General features: G+C 67.5%; 11 protein-coding genes and 2 tRNA genes. 2 read left to right on the top strand and 11 right to left on the bottom strand.

Going from position 1 to position 15,125, the window contains the following annotated elements; all coding sequences use genetic code 11:
• Positions 1 to 391 precede the first annotated feature (391 nt).
• Entirely contained in the window at positions 392 to 766 is a 375-nt protein-coding gene (locus AC1RIF_RS11755; RefSeq protein WP_492601548.1) for a nuclear transport factor 2 family protein, read from the top strand.
• A 117-nt stretch (positions 767 to 883) separates the two neighbouring features.
• Here AC1RIF_RS11755 and AC1RIF_RS11760 read toward each other — a convergent pair whose 3' ends face one another.
• Positions 884 to 1,801 (bottom strand): ferredoxin family protein, encoded by a 918-nt coding sequence (locus AC1RIF_RS11760; protein WP_492601549.1) that lies wholly within the window; start codon positions 1,799 to 1,801, stop codon positions 884 to 886.
• A gap of 171 nt (positions 1,802 to 1,972) precedes the next feature.
• On the opposite strand from AC1RIF_RS11760, the gene AC1RIF_RS11765 reads away from it, so the two are divergent.
• Positions 1,973 to 2,914 (top strand): ABC transporter substrate-binding protein, encoded by a 942-nt coding sequence (locus AC1RIF_RS11765; protein ID WP_492601550.1) that lies wholly within the window; start codon positions 1,973 to 1,975, stop codon positions 2,912 to 2,914.
• A gap of 142 nt (positions 2,915 to 3,056) precedes the next feature.
• Here AC1RIF_RS11765 and AC1RIF_RS11770 read toward each other — a convergent pair.
• From AC1RIF_RS11770 to AC1RIF_RS11815, 10 genes are all read right to left on the bottom strand, one after another.
• A tRNA-Ala gene (locus AC1RIF_RS11770) sits at positions 3,057 to 3,129 on the bottom strand.
• 165 nt (positions 3,130 to 3,294) lie between these two features.
• A tRNA-Ile gene (locus AC1RIF_RS11775) sits at positions 3,295 to 3,368 on the bottom strand.
• 75 nt (positions 3,369 to 3,443) lie between these two features.
• Positions 3,444 to 4,706 carry a DUF3566 domain-containing protein gene (locus AC1RIF_RS11780; protein ID WP_492601551.1) on the bottom strand — a complete coding sequence of 421 codons (1,263 nt, stop codon included), beginning with the start codon at positions 4,704 to 4,706 and terminating at the stop codon, positions 3,444 to 3,446.
• The gene (gyrA, locus tag AC1RIF_RS11785; protein ID WP_492601552.1) at positions 4,707 to 7,220 is read right to left on the bottom strand and encodes a DNA gyrase subunit A; all 2,514 of its coding nucleotides are present in this window, start codon (positions 7,218 to 7,220) and stop codon (positions 4,707 to 4,709) included. It abuts the gene before it with no gap.
• A gap of 207 nt (positions 7,221 to 7,427) precedes the next feature.
• Positions 7,428 to 7,979, bottom strand: a complete 552-nt coding sequence (locus AC1RIF_RS11790; protein ID WP_492601875.1) for a GTP-binding protein — start codon at positions 7,977 to 7,979, stop codon at positions 7,428 to 7,430.
• Between the two features lie 16 nt (positions 7,980 to 7,995).
• A complete protein-coding gene (locus AC1RIF_RS11795) occupies positions 7,996 to 8,370 on the bottom strand; it encodes a DUF742 domain-containing protein (protein ID WP_492601876.1) in 375 nt (124 codons plus the stop codon).
• Between the two features lie 13 nt (positions 8,371 to 8,383).
• The gene (locus AC1RIF_RS11800) at positions 8,384 to 8,806 is read right to left on the bottom strand and encodes a roadblock/LC7 domain-containing protein (RefSeq protein ID WP_492601877.1); all 423 of its coding nucleotides are present in this window, start codon (positions 8,804 to 8,806) and stop codon (positions 8,384 to 8,386) included.
• A 14-nt stretch (positions 8,807 to 8,820) separates the two neighbouring features.
• Complete coding sequence (locus AC1RIF_RS11805; protein WP_492601553.1) at positions 8,821 to 11,541, bottom strand: ATP-binding protein; 2,721 nt, start codon at positions 11,539 to 11,541, stop codon at positions 8,821 to 8,823.
• Positions 11,542 to 11,871: 330 nt separating this feature from the next.
• Positions 11,872 to 13,908: a DNA topoisomerase (ATP-hydrolyzing) subunit B gene (gene gyrB, locus AC1RIF_RS11810; protein ID WP_492601554.1), complete on the bottom strand. Its 2,037-nt coding sequence runs from the start codon at positions 13,906 to 13,908 to the stop codon at positions 11,872 to 11,874.
• Positions 13,909 to 14,173: 265 nt separating this feature from the next.
• Positions 14,174 to 15,115, bottom strand: coding sequence for an alpha/beta fold hydrolase (locus AC1RIF_RS11815; RefSeq protein WP_492601555.1), 942 nt, complete (start codon positions 15,113 to 15,115; stop codon positions 14,174 to 14,176).
• Positions 15,116 to 15,125: the final 10 nt, after the last annotated feature.

Below are 15,125 nucleotides of genomic sequence, written 5' to 3' on the forward strand. Positions count from 1 at the left end.
TGACCGTTCGGACGCAGGACACGAGCGCTCCCGCAGCCACTCCGCCGTTCCGCACCGCTCCGCCTTCGCGACCATCGGGTCGTACACTGCGGTTCCGGTCCTCGCCCGCAGCGAGCGGACGGACCCGGTCATCACCTCGTTCACACGCACGCATCCATTTGAGCGCCAATTGGACGTTCGTGTAGTGGTTTCACCGGGAATAGACCCCGGTACAAGTATCCGGCCCCGATTCCGGGTGGCGACGGAACCGGATGACGTTGCCTGTCAGGGGTTGTGAAGTCGAAGAGTACCTGCCGAGTCGGCGGGATCGGCATCCTCGACTCGGGCCATCCTGCCGCACTGCTGCGCTACCCTCGCAAACTGAAACAGGTTCCAACTATGGAGGAGCAGCATGGCCGCGTCACCCGAGAGCATCCGGAACACCGTCGAGAGCTACATCAAGGCTGTCGCGACCGGCACCGCCGACGACGTCCTGGCGTTGTACGCCGAGGGCGCCATCGTCGAGGACCCCGTGGGCACCGAGCCCCGCACCACACGCGAGTCGATCCGCGAGTTCTACGCGATCATCGAGCCGATGGACCAGGAGGCCGAACTGGTGACGCTGCGCATCGCGGCCAACACCGCGGCCTTCCACTTCCGCCTGATCACCAAGCTGGGCGATCAGACACTCGAGATCGCCCCCATCGACATCATGGAGTTCGACGACGACGGCAAGATCGTCAGCATGCGTGCCGTCTGGGGCCAGGAAGACATGATCACGGGCTGATCGGACCCAGGCCACCCTGCTGCGCGCAGAATCGCCTCCCGCGCGCGCCGTCGACCGCGCGGCGCACCATCTTTGCGCGCAGCAGGCACCGGGGTACGTACACGACCGCCGCAATCGTCAGGCACGGACCTCGCGGATCTCGTCGATGATCCACCGCGTCCAGGTCGCGACACCGTCCGCTGTACAGCCGTGCCGAAACGGCGTCTCGGAAGCCCCGGCCCGCACCACGACACGGAAGTCCCGAGAAGCGATCCGCAGGTCGACCGTCGTCGCGGAATCCGATGACGACACTTCGGAGATTCGCTCGAGCGCGTCCACCGCGACCGTGCCGGTGGCGGCGCGAACGGCGTGTTCTGCCGCTTGCGCGGGCTGGGACAGCGCCGCTCGCCCCCTCAGATGCGTGAGGGACACCGTGCCGGCGAGATAGTCATCGACAGTCTCCCGTGCAGATTCGGCGCCGAGACGGCTGAAGTACAGCCCGGTCGGCAGCACAATCATGTTGGCGGCGAAACGGTCCCCGCCCACATGGGTACATTCCCAGACATCCGCCCCGTCGACCGTGGACAGGGCTGACAGGATCGGCCGACCGAGTTCGGCACAGCACGCGTCCTTCTTTCCGTGCGTGCATACGGCGAACAGCGGGGTGCGACGCGCGACACCGATGTCCGGTTCGATTCCGCCGGACAGCGTCTCGAAGGGTAGTTCCGCCAGTTCCTCGTACCGCGTGACGGCGCCCTCTCTCATCCAATGATCGACACCGTCGGACCACGCGAGAATCCACTTCGGCTCGGCGACACGTCTGATGCGGGGACGGCGGATCAACACCACACGAACCCGCCCGGGCGCCGAGTCGATCCGGTCGAGGAGTGACTGCGGGAGAACCTCGTCCGGGGCGGAGGACGGCCACGGTCCGGGGTGTTCGATCAGCACCCACAGCGCCGTCTGTCCAGCGCGCGCGACGATCGACTCCCCCGCGATGGACGACTGCCGCGTACAGGCATCGAGGCGTCGGCTCGTTTGCGGATTGGCGATCACCGACCCCAGGAGGCTCGGATCCGGAGCTGTACAGCCCCTGTCAGCCTCGTCGGAGCATGTAGACAATCGAACTCCTTTGTAGGTTAGGCTCACCACCGTTAACGATCCTAGTTGGGTGTCCGACAGCGGTGCCGAAGGCCCCGACTGCCGACACAGCTTCCAGGAGAGCGGATGAAACCCATTACGACACAGGTGAATCGTGTCTTCATCGGCGTGGTGGTCACCGCCGCCGCGGCGTTGAGCGCATGTGGGGGACAGAGTGCCGACGAGACGCCCGAATCCGCGTCGGTCCACACCGTCGAACATGCCCGCGGCACCACAGACGTCCCCGACAATCCGCAACGGATCGTCGTTCTGGAACCCGTCCATCTCGATACGTCGATTGCACTGGGAGTGATCCCGGTCGGTGCCGCGGTACTCAGTGAGGCCACGGGCCTTCCGGCCTACCTCGGAGAACAGGCCTCTGCCGTCGAGATGGTCGGTACCGTAGCGGCGCCGAACGTCGAAGAGATCGCTGCGTTGCAACCGGACCTCATCCTCGGCACCGAAACCCGTCACGCCGAGTTGTACGACCGGCTCGCCGCCGTAGCCCCCACCGTCTACATGGCATCCCAGTCCGACCCGTGGCAGGACAACGTCCGCTTCGTCGCCCAGGCCCTGAACAAGACGACAGAAGCCCAGGAACTGCTCGACGGCTACACCGACCGCTGTGAAGAGGTCGCATCCAAGTACGGAACCCAGACCAAGACCGCCCAGCTCGTCCGGCCTCGCGACGAGCTCCTCACCCTCTATGGGCCCACCTCGTTCGCAGGCAGCACTCTCGAATGCGCGGGATTCACCATCCCTCCGCGTGACTGGGAGAACTCGATCTCGGTCGATCTGTCCCCCGAACTGGCCGGGGAAGCCAAGGCCGACCTCGTGCTCGTCACCAGCGCAAAGCCGGACGACGCCAGCACGATGCCTGCGGCAGTGACGAACAACGCGCAGTACTTCCCCAGCCTCCACCTGGTCGACATGTCCTACTGGATCACCGGGGTCGGTCCCCTGGGCGGGATGACCGTCCTCGACGACCTCGACCGCATCCTCGCCGCCGAAGCCGGCACCGACGGCTAGCTCGCAGCTCGGAGGAGGGAGACCGGCGTCGCCGCGAGTGGGTGCATGGTTGCGCACCCACTCGCGGCAAGCGCTCGAACCAACGAAGAAGAGTCACCCTCTCGTTTCCGAGAAAGTGACTCTGTTCTGTGAAACCAACTTGTGGAGCCTAGGAGATTCGAACTCCTGACATCTGCCTTGCAAAGGCAGCGCTCTACCAACTGAGCTAAGGCCCCGTCTGCACTGCTCCGGAAACCGGAATCAGCGACTTGTGACCTCGTGCCATACATCCTCGCCACGCTGCTTGGACAGCAACTTGGCGAGTCCGAGTGCCACCAGCAATCCGGCTCCTGCGATCAGGATGACCTTCACGTTGGTGACCCCTTCGTCGGCACGTGGAGTGGGCCTAGGAGGACTTGAACCTCCGACCTCTTCGTTATCAGCGAAGCGCTCTAACCGCCTGAGCTATAGGCCCTTGAACCGGGCAGAAGATTACCCCACCGAAGCGTCGGATACCAAAACGGCTCCGGCGGGGCGCTCTTTTGCCTGGTCAGTCGGGGTCCGCCAAAGTGACCTGCACGCCACCGACCAGGTCGGAACACAGGTTGTAGATGAACGAACCGATCGTCGCGATCGCTGTGATAAGCACCACATTGATCAGGCCGACGAGTGCCGAGTAGCCGAACACCTGACCGGACGTCACCAGTCCGCCGCTGCCGGTGTCGGTCACGATCTCGGTGAAGGCACTGTTGAGCCTGTCCCACACGCCCATGCCGTCGAGGACGACGTACAGCAGGCCCACCGCGACCATCCACACGAAGAACAGCGCCACCGAGATCACCAGTGACACCTTGAGCATCGACCACGGGTCGACACGACGCACCTGGACAGTCGCCCGCAGGCCCTCGCCCTCGGCCGGTGCCGACGCGGTGAGCGCGGCAGGAGAGGCCTTACGGGCCGAACCGGCCGAGCTCGGCGCGCCGGCGGGCACCGGATGCTTCACCGACGACAGATCCGGCATGTCCTTCGCCAGATCGGTGCGGGCGATGCTGCGGGTGGGCCCGTCGATGGCCGCGGCCTTCGACTTGGCCACAGCCTTCGCCGCCGTCTTGGCGGGCGCCGGACCCGCGTCAGCGGGCCGGCGGGCACCCGCACCCCCCTGCGACCCGCCAGGGGCCGCAGGAGGGGACGTGGGCGGCTTGGGCGCGGCCGTGCCGGTCACGACGGGCCGGGCGGGTCTGGCCGGTCCGGCCGGCGGCTGAGCCTGGGGCTGAGCCGACGGCTTGGGGGCGGCCGTGCCGGTCACGACGGGCCGGGTGGACTTGGCCGGAGCCTGCGGGGACACGTTGCCGTTGGTGTTGGGTTTGCCGACGGGCGGCTTGGGCCCCCCGGCCTGGCCGGCCCCGCCCGGCCCCGCCCCCGACGGACCCGTGCCGGGTCCACCGGGGCGGGGCAGATTGGTCTGCGGCTCACGCTGCTGTTGCTGCTGTCCCCGCTGCCACGGCGGCGTCTGTCCCGGCCGCTTCTGCTCCGGTGCCTTCGGCTCCGCAGGCTTCTGCTCGGGCGCCTTCGGCTCCACGGGCTTCTGCTCGGGCGCCTTCGGCTCCGCCGGCTTCCCGACCGGAGGCTTCTGCGGACCCGGACCCTGCGCGGGAGCGCTACCCGCTGCAGGAACGCCACCCGACGTGGGAGCTGTCGACTCGGCCGATCCCGCAGCAGGTTTCGCGGCGGCGGGGCCGGCGGCCGACTCGCCGGACACCTCGTCCTTCTTGCCGTCCGTCTTGCCGGCGCCGGGCTGTTGGGGAGTGCTCAACTACGACTCCTTCGCTCCATCGGACGAACCCGCAGCAGCTTCCTCGGGCTCGTCGGCGTTACGCGCGATCGCGAGCAGGGTGTCACCCTCCCCGAGGTTCATCAACCGCACGCCCTTCGTCTGACGGCCGGCCTTACGCACCTGCTTGGCGGCGGTGCGGATGACACCGCCGCCCGAGGTGATCGCGTACAGCTCGTCGTCGTCGTCGACGATGACCGCCCCGACCAGGGTGCCACGTTTCGGGTCGTACTGGATGGTGAGAACGCCCTTTCCGCCGCGCCCCTGCGGGACGTAGTCCTCGATGGGCGTGCGCTTGGCGTAGCCACCCGAGGTGGCGACCAGCAGGTACGTGCCCTCGCGGACCACGTTGAGCGAGAGCAGTTCGTCGTCCTGGTTGAACCGCATGCCCTGGACCCCGGACGTCGCACGGCCCATCGGGCGCAGCGCCTCGTCGGTCGCCGAGAAGCGGATCGACTGACCCTTCGCCGAGACCAGCAGCAGGTCGTCGTCCGACGAGCACAGCACCGCGCCCACCAGTTCGTCCTCGCCGCGCAGGTTCACGGCGACGATGCCGCCGCTGCGGTTGGAGTCGAAGTCGGTGAGCTTGGACTTCTTGACCAGGCCGTTGCGGGTCGCGAGCACCAGGTACGGCGCGTCCTCGTAGGTCTTGATCTGGATGATCTGCGCGATCCGCTCGTCCGGCTGGAACGCCAGCAGGTTCGCGACGTGCTGACCGCGGGCGGTGCGGCTGGCCTCGGGCAGCTCGTACGCCTTCGCGCGGTAGACCCGTCCCTTCGTGGTGAAGAACAGGATCCAGTCGTGCGTGGAGCTCACGAAGAAGTGCTTGACCAGGTCGTCCTGCTTGAGCCCGGCACCCTGCACGCCCTTGCCGCCGCGCTTCTGCGAGCGGTACAGGTCGGTCCTGGTGCGCTTGGCGTAGCCGGTCTCGGTGATCGTGACGACGACGTCCTCGCGGGCGATGAGGTCCTCGTCGGTGACGTCACCGTCGGCCGCGATGATCCGCGTGCGGCGGTCGTCGCCGTACTTGTCCACGATCTCGGCGAGCTCGTTGCGGACGATCGCGCGCTGCCGCTCGGGCTTGGCGAGAATGTCCTGGTAGTCGGCGATCTCGAGCTCGATCTCGGCCAACTCGTCGATGATCTTCTGACGCTCGAGGGCGGCCAGGCGACGCAGCTGCATCGCGAGGATCGCGTCCGCCTGGACATCGTCGACGTCCAGCAGGTTGATCAGGCCGGCACGCGCGATGTCGACGGTCTGCGACGCGCGGATGAGCGCGATGACCTCGTCGAGCGCATCGAGCGCCTTGACCAGACCACGCAGGATGTGGGCGCGCTCCTCGGCCTTGCGCAGCAGGTAGCGCGTGCGCCGGACGATGACCTCGAGCTGGTGGGTGGTGTACAGACGGATCATCTGGTCCAGCCGCAGGGTGCGGGGCACCCCGTCGACGATGGACAGCATGTTCGCGCCGAAACTCGTCTGCAGCTGCGAGTGCTTGTAGAGGTTGTTCAGCACCACCTTCGCGACGGCGTCACGCTTGATGACGACGACGATGCGCATGCCGACACGGTCGGACGACTGGTCCTCGATCTTGGAGATGCCGGCAATCTTGCCGTCACGCACCTGCTCGGCGACCGAGGTGATCAGGTTGTCCGGGTTGACCTGGTAGGGCAGCTCGGTGATGACGATCTGGGTGGCGCCGCGATCGGACTCCTCGATCTCGACGACACCGCGCATGCGGATCGAGCCGCGGCCGGTGCGGTAGGCGTCCTGGATGCCCTGGCCGCCGACGATGAGGCCGGCGGTCGGGAAGTCGGGGCCCTTGACCCGCTCGATGACCGCCTCGAGGGTGGCTTCCTCGTCGGCCTCGTGGTTGTCGAGCGCCCAGTAGATGGCCTCGGCGACCTCGCGCAGGTTGTGCGGCGGGATGTTGGTGGCCATACCGACCGCGATGCCGCCGGAACCGTTGACGAGCAGGTTCGGGATCCGGCTCGGCAGAACCGTCGGCTCCTGCGTCTTGCCGTCGTAGTTGGGAACGAAATCGACTGTGTCATGGTCGATCTCGCGAACCATCTCCATCGCGAGCGGCGTCATCCGGCACTCGGTGTAACGCATCGCGGCCGCGCCGTCGTTGCCGCGGGAACCGAAGTTGCCCTGGCCGTCGACCAGCGGGTAGCGCAGCGACCACGGCTGCGCCATACGCACGAGGGTGTCGTAGATGGAGCTGTCGCCGTGCGGATGGTAGTTACCCATCGTGTCGGCGACCGGACGCGCGGACTTCACGTAACCGCGGTCCGGGCGGTAACCGTTGTCGTACATCGCGTACAGGACGCGGCGGTGCACGGGCTTGAGGCCGTCGCGCACGTCGGGCAGCGCACGGCCCACGATCACGCTCATCGCGTAGTCGATGTAGCTGGACTGCATCTCCTGCTGGATGTCCACCGGCTCGATGCGGTCGTGCCCCGATTCCTCCGGCGGCAACGTGGTGTCAGTCATCGGCTCCTCTTCTTCTCAGCAAACGGTCCTGGTAGAGCCTGCGGACCCTGGGCGTGCGAAGCGTTGAAGCTCGACGGCTCCAATGCCAGGCACGCGCAACCCGTCAAGTCTATAGGTGCAGGTCAGCCAGACCCGGCAGCACTCGCTGATTGTCCGGCCTTCCGCGTCGGGTCGGATACGCCGGCGAAGGCGGTGACGGCTGCGGTGCTACCCGACGGTCTGACCGAGTCGGGTGAGCGCGTACTCGGTGATCGCGACCAGAGCGGCCTTCGCCGACTCCCGGTTGCGGGCGTCGATGGACAGGATCGGCACGTGCGCCGGTACCGCGAGGGCCTGACGAATCTCCTCGAGGGGGTACCGCGGCGCGTCGTCGAACTCGTTGATCGCCACCACGAACGGCAGGTTGCGGGCCTCGAAGTAGTCGACCGCGGCGAAGGACTCGTCCAGTCGACGGGTGTCGATCAACACGATCGCGCCGATCGCACCGCGGATCAGGTCGTCCCACATGAACCAGAACCGCTGCTGCCCCGGCGTCCCGAAGAGATACAGGACCAGGTCGGGCGCGAGGCTGATGCGGCCGAAGTCCATCGCCACGGTCGTGGTCGATTTCTGCGGCGTCGCGGTGAGATTGTCCACACCGTCGGACGCGTTGGTGACGAGTGCCTCCGTCCGCAGCGGGACGATTTCCGACACCGCACCGACGAGGGTGGTCTTGCCGACGCCGAAGCCACCCGCGATGACGATCTTGGTCGAGGTCACCCGGTTGCGCTGGAAGCTAGAGGTTGCGTAGTCCACCGAGGACCCTTTCGATAAGTTCGCGGCGTTCGGTGTCGCTCGCGTCGTCTTGGAGGGTTGCCAGGATCCGCAGGTGACCGGACTCGACGAGATCGGCGACGAGCACCCGCGCCACCCCGATCGGCACACCCACGCGGGCGGCGATCTCGGCCACCGACGGCGACTGCGCGCACAGCGCGATGATCATCGCCTCGATGTCCCCCAGATCCGAGTTCTGGAAGTCCCGGGCCGGCATCGCCTGGATCAGGGCCTCGAGTGCCAGTTCCACCGCCGGTTTCGTCCGACCCGAGGTCAGCGAGTACGGACGGACCAGATTCGGCCCGCGCACGTTCACCTCGTCGTACTCGTCGTTCATCACCACGGCCCGGTCAGGACCCGAACGTCGATCGCGGCGTGGCCTGCACCGAAGCGCCGACCCGCTCGACGAGCAGCGCCATCTCGTACCCGACCTGCCCGATGTCGCACGACGTCGAGGTCAGCGCGGCCAGGTGCGACCCGTCACCGACACTCATCAGCAACAGGTAGCCGCGCTGCATCTCCACGACGGACTGCAGGACGCCGCCGCCGTCGAAGAGGTTCGACACCCCCGCGGACAGGCTGGCGAGCCCGGAGGTGACCGCCGCGAGCTGCTCGGCACGATCCCGCGGAAGGTGCTCGCTGCCTGCCATGAGCAGGCCGTCCGCGGACACCAGCACGGCGTGCGAGACGCCCGGAACCTCCCTCGCGAAGTTCGAGACCAACCAGTCGAGCGGGTGGGCGCCGCCGGAGCGCTGGTCCCCGTTCGACACCATTCCCTGATCGATGCTCATGTGTCTCCTCCGATACTGGCGCGCTCGGCCGCGCTCGCCGCGCGGCCCTCGCGAGTTCCCTTTTGGTGGCGGCTCAGATTCTCACGGACGGCTTCCGGGTCGCGGAGCCGCGATCGGGTCCCGCTCCGATCCCCGGCGTCGACCCCGCCCGGTACCAGTCGATGTCCCGGCTTGCGCTGTGGCAGACCCGATTCGGTCCTGTCCTCCACCGGAGCCTCGCTGGCTCGGTGGGCGGCCGTCCATCCCTGGTCGGCCGCCGAAGCCCATTCGAACTTCCCGACGTTCCCCGACTCGGTCGGGTCCGTGAGCCAGTCCGTCACCATGCCCGAGAAGATCGGCGTCCCGGCCGCCGTGACCTCCTGGGATGCAGGAGCATTCGGACGCGCCTGGAAGAACGACGCGGTCTTCGCGGCATTACTCAGGTAGCGGTGACGCCGCGAAGGCGAGGGGCTGTCGACCGGCGCTTCGCGAGGGGTTTCGGCGGGCTCGAGACCCACGAAAGCCGGTGCACCGGGCGCGGACACGGGCGGCAGCGACTTCGGTGCGGGCGTGGTCGGAGCCGAGGACCGGTCCACGGGCGCATCGCGCACGCGATCGGGATCCACCGGGAGCTGTGGTGCGGGGACACCGGCCCCGGGAGTGCGCCGCGGCAACTCCGTGGCACCTGGGGTGCGTCGCGGCAGGTCCATCGCGCCGGGAGTCCGCTGGGGCAGGGTGACGCTCGGATTCGCCGCAGGCTCCGGTGCGGGCGGGGCGGATTCGGCGACCAGCTGCGGCATCGCACCGGAGTGGACGATGGACACCGGCGGAAGCCCACCGGTGTCGAGGCGCGGAATCGGGCCGGTGTGCGGCATCTCGAGCGGCGAGACCAACAGGGTGTCGGGAATGTGCACGCTCACGGTGACGCCCTGATCGGACGTGGTCTCGTGCGTGCGCCGCAGGCGGACCGTGAGTCCGTGCCGGGCCGCGAGGCGGCCGACCACGAACAGGCCCATGTGCCGGGCGGTCTCCGGACCGACCGCGCCACCCGAGGCGAGACGCTCGTTGATCTCGGCGAATCGCTCCGCGGGGATGCCGATTCCGCTGTCGGCGATCTCGAGCACCATGCCACCGTCGACCGCGCGGGCGAAGGAGATCTTCACCCTGCTGTCCGGCGGGGAGGCGCGCAGCGCGTTGTCGAGCAGTTCGGCCAGCAGGTGCACGACGTCGGCGGCGACGGCACCACTCAAAGCGCCCTGCGGGGTGGACCCGACCTGCACCCGCTGGTAATCCTCGACCTCCGACATCGCGGCGCGCACGGTGTCACCGATCTGCACCGGGGCGGACTGGGCGCGGTGAACACGGTTGCCGGACAGGATCAACAGGTTGTCGCCATTGCGGCGCATGCGGGCAGCGAGGTGGTCGAGCCGGAACAGGCTCTCGAGCCGCTTGGGATCCTTCTCCTCGAATTCGAGGTTCTCGATGAGGCCCAACTGCTGGTCGACCAGCGACTTGCTGCGCCTGGCGAGCGTCTCGAACATGTCGCCGATCTGCAGGCGGAGGTGCGCCTGCTCGCCGGCGAGCCGCAGTGCCTGACCGTGCATGTCGTCGACCGCGCGCGCGAGCTGACCGATCTCCTCGGTGGTGTACACCGGGATCGGTTCGAAGTCGGTGACCGCGGAGCCGTCACCGACCTTGATCCGTTCGATCGCCGCGGGCAGGTCCTCGTTCGCCACCTCGAGCGTCCCGTGCCGGAGCCGGCGGATCGGGCGGATCAGGGACCGGGCGACCAGGATGCCCAGAACGATCGTCGCGAGGAGCGTCAGAAGCACCACGACCGCGGCGCGCAACGCCGCGGCGGACGTCTCGTCGGCGCGTGCGGCGACCGTGTCGGCGATGACGTTGGATGTCTTCCCGACGAGTTCGGTGTAGTTGTTGACACTGCCGTACAACAGATCACGCATCTGGAACTGGATCTCGCTGGCCGGAGAGTTGATGATCAGGTCCAGACGAGCCTGACCCGAATCCCGAGTCTTCTCGAGCACCGGAATCGAGTCCGGGTACGCGCGCATCATGGCGTCGATCAGCGCGAGCTCCGCGCCACCTGCGGCGACCATCGCGCTCGGCGGCTTGGTGGTGTCCATCAGGTGGGTCATCATGCCGGCGACCTGGTCAGTCAGGGCCTGCTGCGCATCTGCCAGGTCGTGAAGGTGACGGAAGGCAACGATGACGGCTGGGTCCTGGATGGGTCCGACGATCTCGTCGACGACGCGCATCAGGTCTTCGCGGACCTTCGCGGTCTCGGCCGGCAGGTTCGGGCTGGCCACGGTGCCGGACTCGATGTCGGCCACGAGGCTCTCGACCACGACCAGCGAGGACCGCACCAGGTCGGCCAGATCGGCGGGCATCGCGGGATTCTCGGCGGCGGCGCGTCCCGCGACGACCGTCTCGTTGAAGTCCCCGAGGTCCGATTTCTTGAACGTACCGGCCGTGTAGCCGGCGGAGAGCAGGCCGAATTCGTTACTGAGAGTGACGATGTCGGGAACACCGGCGACTCGGTCCGCGGTGTCGCTGTATCTCACTGCACGACTGAACTGGTCCTGCACCTGCAGGCCGCCGAGCACTGTCGCGACGGTGATCGGAAGGGCGACCACCGCGGTGACCTTCCAGCGCAGACCCCAGCCCTCGAGGTTCCACAGCCTCCCGAGCCTGCTGACAGGCCGCGATTGGGTCTTCATCGTCCAAGCTCACTTTCCACCCAGGTCCAGCACACGTTGCCGCGCCCGTGCCCTCCCCCGGACCACAGAACAAGTTTCGCCGGAGGGAGTCGAGGACAGCCCTGGGCGGATCCGGAGTCTAAAGGCTCCGCGACTCCCGCCGGGGCCTTATCGTTCCCGAGTCGATATCGTGTCGTGATTCATGTGGACGACCGACCTCTGTGACTTTTCGGTCGACCCGACCGAAAAGTCACAGTGATACCGGCGTGCCCTATTACCTTCACCGGAACGCGTCGAGCCGGGCGCCAAAGTGACTGACATCACAAGCGCCCGGCTCTGTCGCATGGTGGCTCAGACGTCCAGGAAACGAACATCCTTGGCGTTGCGGGTGATGAAGCTGCGGCGCGCCTCCACGTCCTCGCCCATGAGGACGCTGAACAGCTCGTCGGCTGCCGCGGCATCGTCGAGGGTGACCTGACGCAGCACGCGGACGCTCGGGTCCATCGTGGTCTCCCACAGTTCCTTGGCGTTCATCTCGCCCAGACCCTTGTAGCGCTGGATGCCGTCGTCCTTGTTGATCTTCTTGCCCGACGACGCGCCGGCCTCGAGCAGGCCGTCGCGCTCGCGGTCGGAGTACGCGAACTCGGGGGCGGCACCCTTCTGCCACTTGAGCTTGTACAGCGGCGGCTGCGCCAGGTACACGTGGCCCTGCTCGACGAGCGGGCGCATGAACCGGAACAGCAACGTCAGCAGCAGCGTCGCGATGTGCTGGCCGTCGACGTCGGCGTCGGCCATCAGCACGATCTTGTGGTAGCGCAGCTTGCTGATGTCGAACTCGTCGTGGATGCCGGTGCCGAACGCGGTGATGATCGACTGGACCTCGGCGTTCTTGAGGACGCGGTCGATCCGGGCCTTCTCGACGTTGATGATCTTGCCGCGCAGCGGCAGGATCGCCTGGTACATCGAGTCACGGCCCGACTTGGCCGAGCCGCCTGCGGAGTCGCCCTCCACGATGTAGATCTCGCACTTGCTCGGATCGTTGGAGCGGCAGTCGGCCAGCTTGCCGGGCAGGCCGCCGATGTCGGTGGCGCTCTTGCGGCGGACCAGCTCACGGGCCTTGCGGGCCGCGGTGCGGGCCTGCGCCGACGACACGGCCTTGGTGACGATGGTCTTGGCGTCCGCGGGGTTCGACTCGAACCAATGCGCGATGTTCTCGTTGCAGGCCTTCTGCACGAACGACTTGACCTCGGTGTTGCCGAGCTTGGTCTTGGTCTGGCCCTCGAACTGCGGCTCGGCGACCTTCACCGAGATGATCGCGGCGAGACCTTCGCGGATGTCGTCACCGGTGAGCTCCGGATCCTTGTCCTTGACGAGCTTCTTGTCCTTCGCGTACTTCTTCACCACCGAGGTGAGCGCCGCACGGAAGCCCTCCTCGTGGGTGCCACCCTCGTGGGTGTTGATGGTGTTCGCGAACGTGTGCACCGACTCCGAGTAGCCGGAGTTCCACTGCATCGCGATTTCGAGCTCGTGGCCGGTGCCCTTCGCGGTGAAGCCGACGACCGAGTTGTGGATCGGCTGCTTGGTGCGGTTGATGAACCGCACGTAGTCCTCGAGGCCACCCGGGTAGTGGTAGACGCGCGACTTGACCTTCGGTGCCTTCGGCGCCGCGGCCTCTTCCTCGGTCTCGATGGCCGTCTTGGGGGCCTCGGCGGTGGTGGAGACGACGTCGTCGGTGATCTCCTCCTCCGCGACGCGCTCGTCGGTGAGGGTGATGGTGAGTCCCTTGTTGAGGAACGCCATCTCCTGCAGGCGACGTGCGACCGTCTCGAAGTTGTAGGTGGTGGTCTCGAAGATCTCGGGATCCGCCCAGAACCGGACGGTGGTGCCGGTCTCCCTCGTCGGCTCGCCCTGCACCAGCGGACCCGGCTTGGCGTGGTCGTACGTCTGTGTCCAGTGGTGGCCGTCGACGTTGATGTCGACCTCGACCTTGGTGGACAGCGCGTTCACGACCGAGATGCCGACGCCGTGCAGGCCACCGGACACCGCGTAGGCGTCGGAGTCGAACTTGCCACCCGCGTGCAGCTGGGTCATGACGACCTCGACGGTGGGGGCACCGGAGGCGTGCATCGCGACGGGGATACCGCGGCCGTCGTCGACGACCTGGATGCCGCCGTCTTCGAGCAGGGTCACCTCGACCTTGCTCGCGTAGCCGGCCATCGCCTCGTCGACCGAGTTGTCGACGACCTCCCAGATCAGGTGGTGCAGGCCGCGTTCACCGGTGGAACCGATGTACATGCCGGGACGCTTGCGGACCGCTTCCAGTCCTTCGAGGACGGTGATGGAGGAAGCGCCGTAGGTGTTGCTCTTGTCTGACTTCTGGGCAGCCACGGGTGGGTAGCTCTCCTTCTCCGTACTGTGCCGACACGGCTCTGCACTGCGCTTCGAGACACGGTGGCCGTAGTTCCCTGAGGGTCCCGGAGAGGTCCCGGAGAGGTCCCTGCTCGGCCACGCACAACGAGGCACCGCGAGCGGTGTGTCGAGATTCGCCGCTAGTTACTCGACCATCTTACGTGTACGTACCGACATACAGGGCACCTAACACACCCCCAGCTGCCCCGCAGGCGACTTTTCTCGCCCCCCGGCGGGTGAAACCCTAGGCGGAACCGGCCTCAGCGCCCTCGGCTGCGGTTGTCCCGCGAAGATCATCGACGAACTCGGCGGTCAGCCGGGCCACGTCCGACCCGTGCGAGATCGGCGACCAGTGGCCCGCCGGAAGCTCGCGTCGCCGCAGGTCCGAGACCCACCGTCCGGTGTCCTCGTAGCCCACCGGCCGCACCGCCAGGTCCCGCCGGTTGAGAATGAGTTGCACCGGCACGTCGGTGCGCCGCTGACGCGGGTGACGCAGCCGCGGCCGGATGTTGGCCCGGTACCGCTTGAGCCCGGTCACCATGTCCGCCCGCAGCGTCGGCGCCGGCCGGACCAGCGACGGGTCGATCCGGTCGAAGAACCGCAGGAACGTGGGCCAGATCCGCCACAGCCCCAGCCGGAACGGCAGCGTGCCGACTCCGGGGATCTGGAACAGCACCGTGTACCCCGACGCCGCGGCCTGCGCGAGTGGTCCCGCGATCCGGCCCTGCGTGAGCGACCGCCGCATCCACGCACCGAGGTGGTCGAGGTTGGGCCCCGAGATCGACGTGTACGACGCGATCCGCCGCCCGGCGCCCGGCTCGCACACCGCCTCCCACGTCTCCACCGCACCCCAGTCGTGCGCGAGCACGTGCACCGGGGCGTCGGGGCTGACGGCGTCGATCACCGCGAACAGGTCCTTCGCCAGCTCGGGCAGCGCGTACGCCGACACCGCGACCGGCGCCGAACTGGCCCCGGCACCGCGGGTGTCGTAGCTGACGATCCGGAACCGGTCCGCGAGGTGCGGGATCACGTGCTGCCACAGCTCGTGGGTGTCGGGCCAGCCGTGCACCAGCAGGAGGGTCTCACCGTCCGGGTTGCCCTGCTCGAAGACCGCGAGCCGGACGTCACCGACGGTGACTAACCGGGGCCGCGGCGAGCCCGAGTCGGCGGAGTGCGGCGTGCTCATGGAAGTTCCT

It is taken from the genome of Prescottella sp. GW823-FHT02E09 (assembly GCF_058797375.1).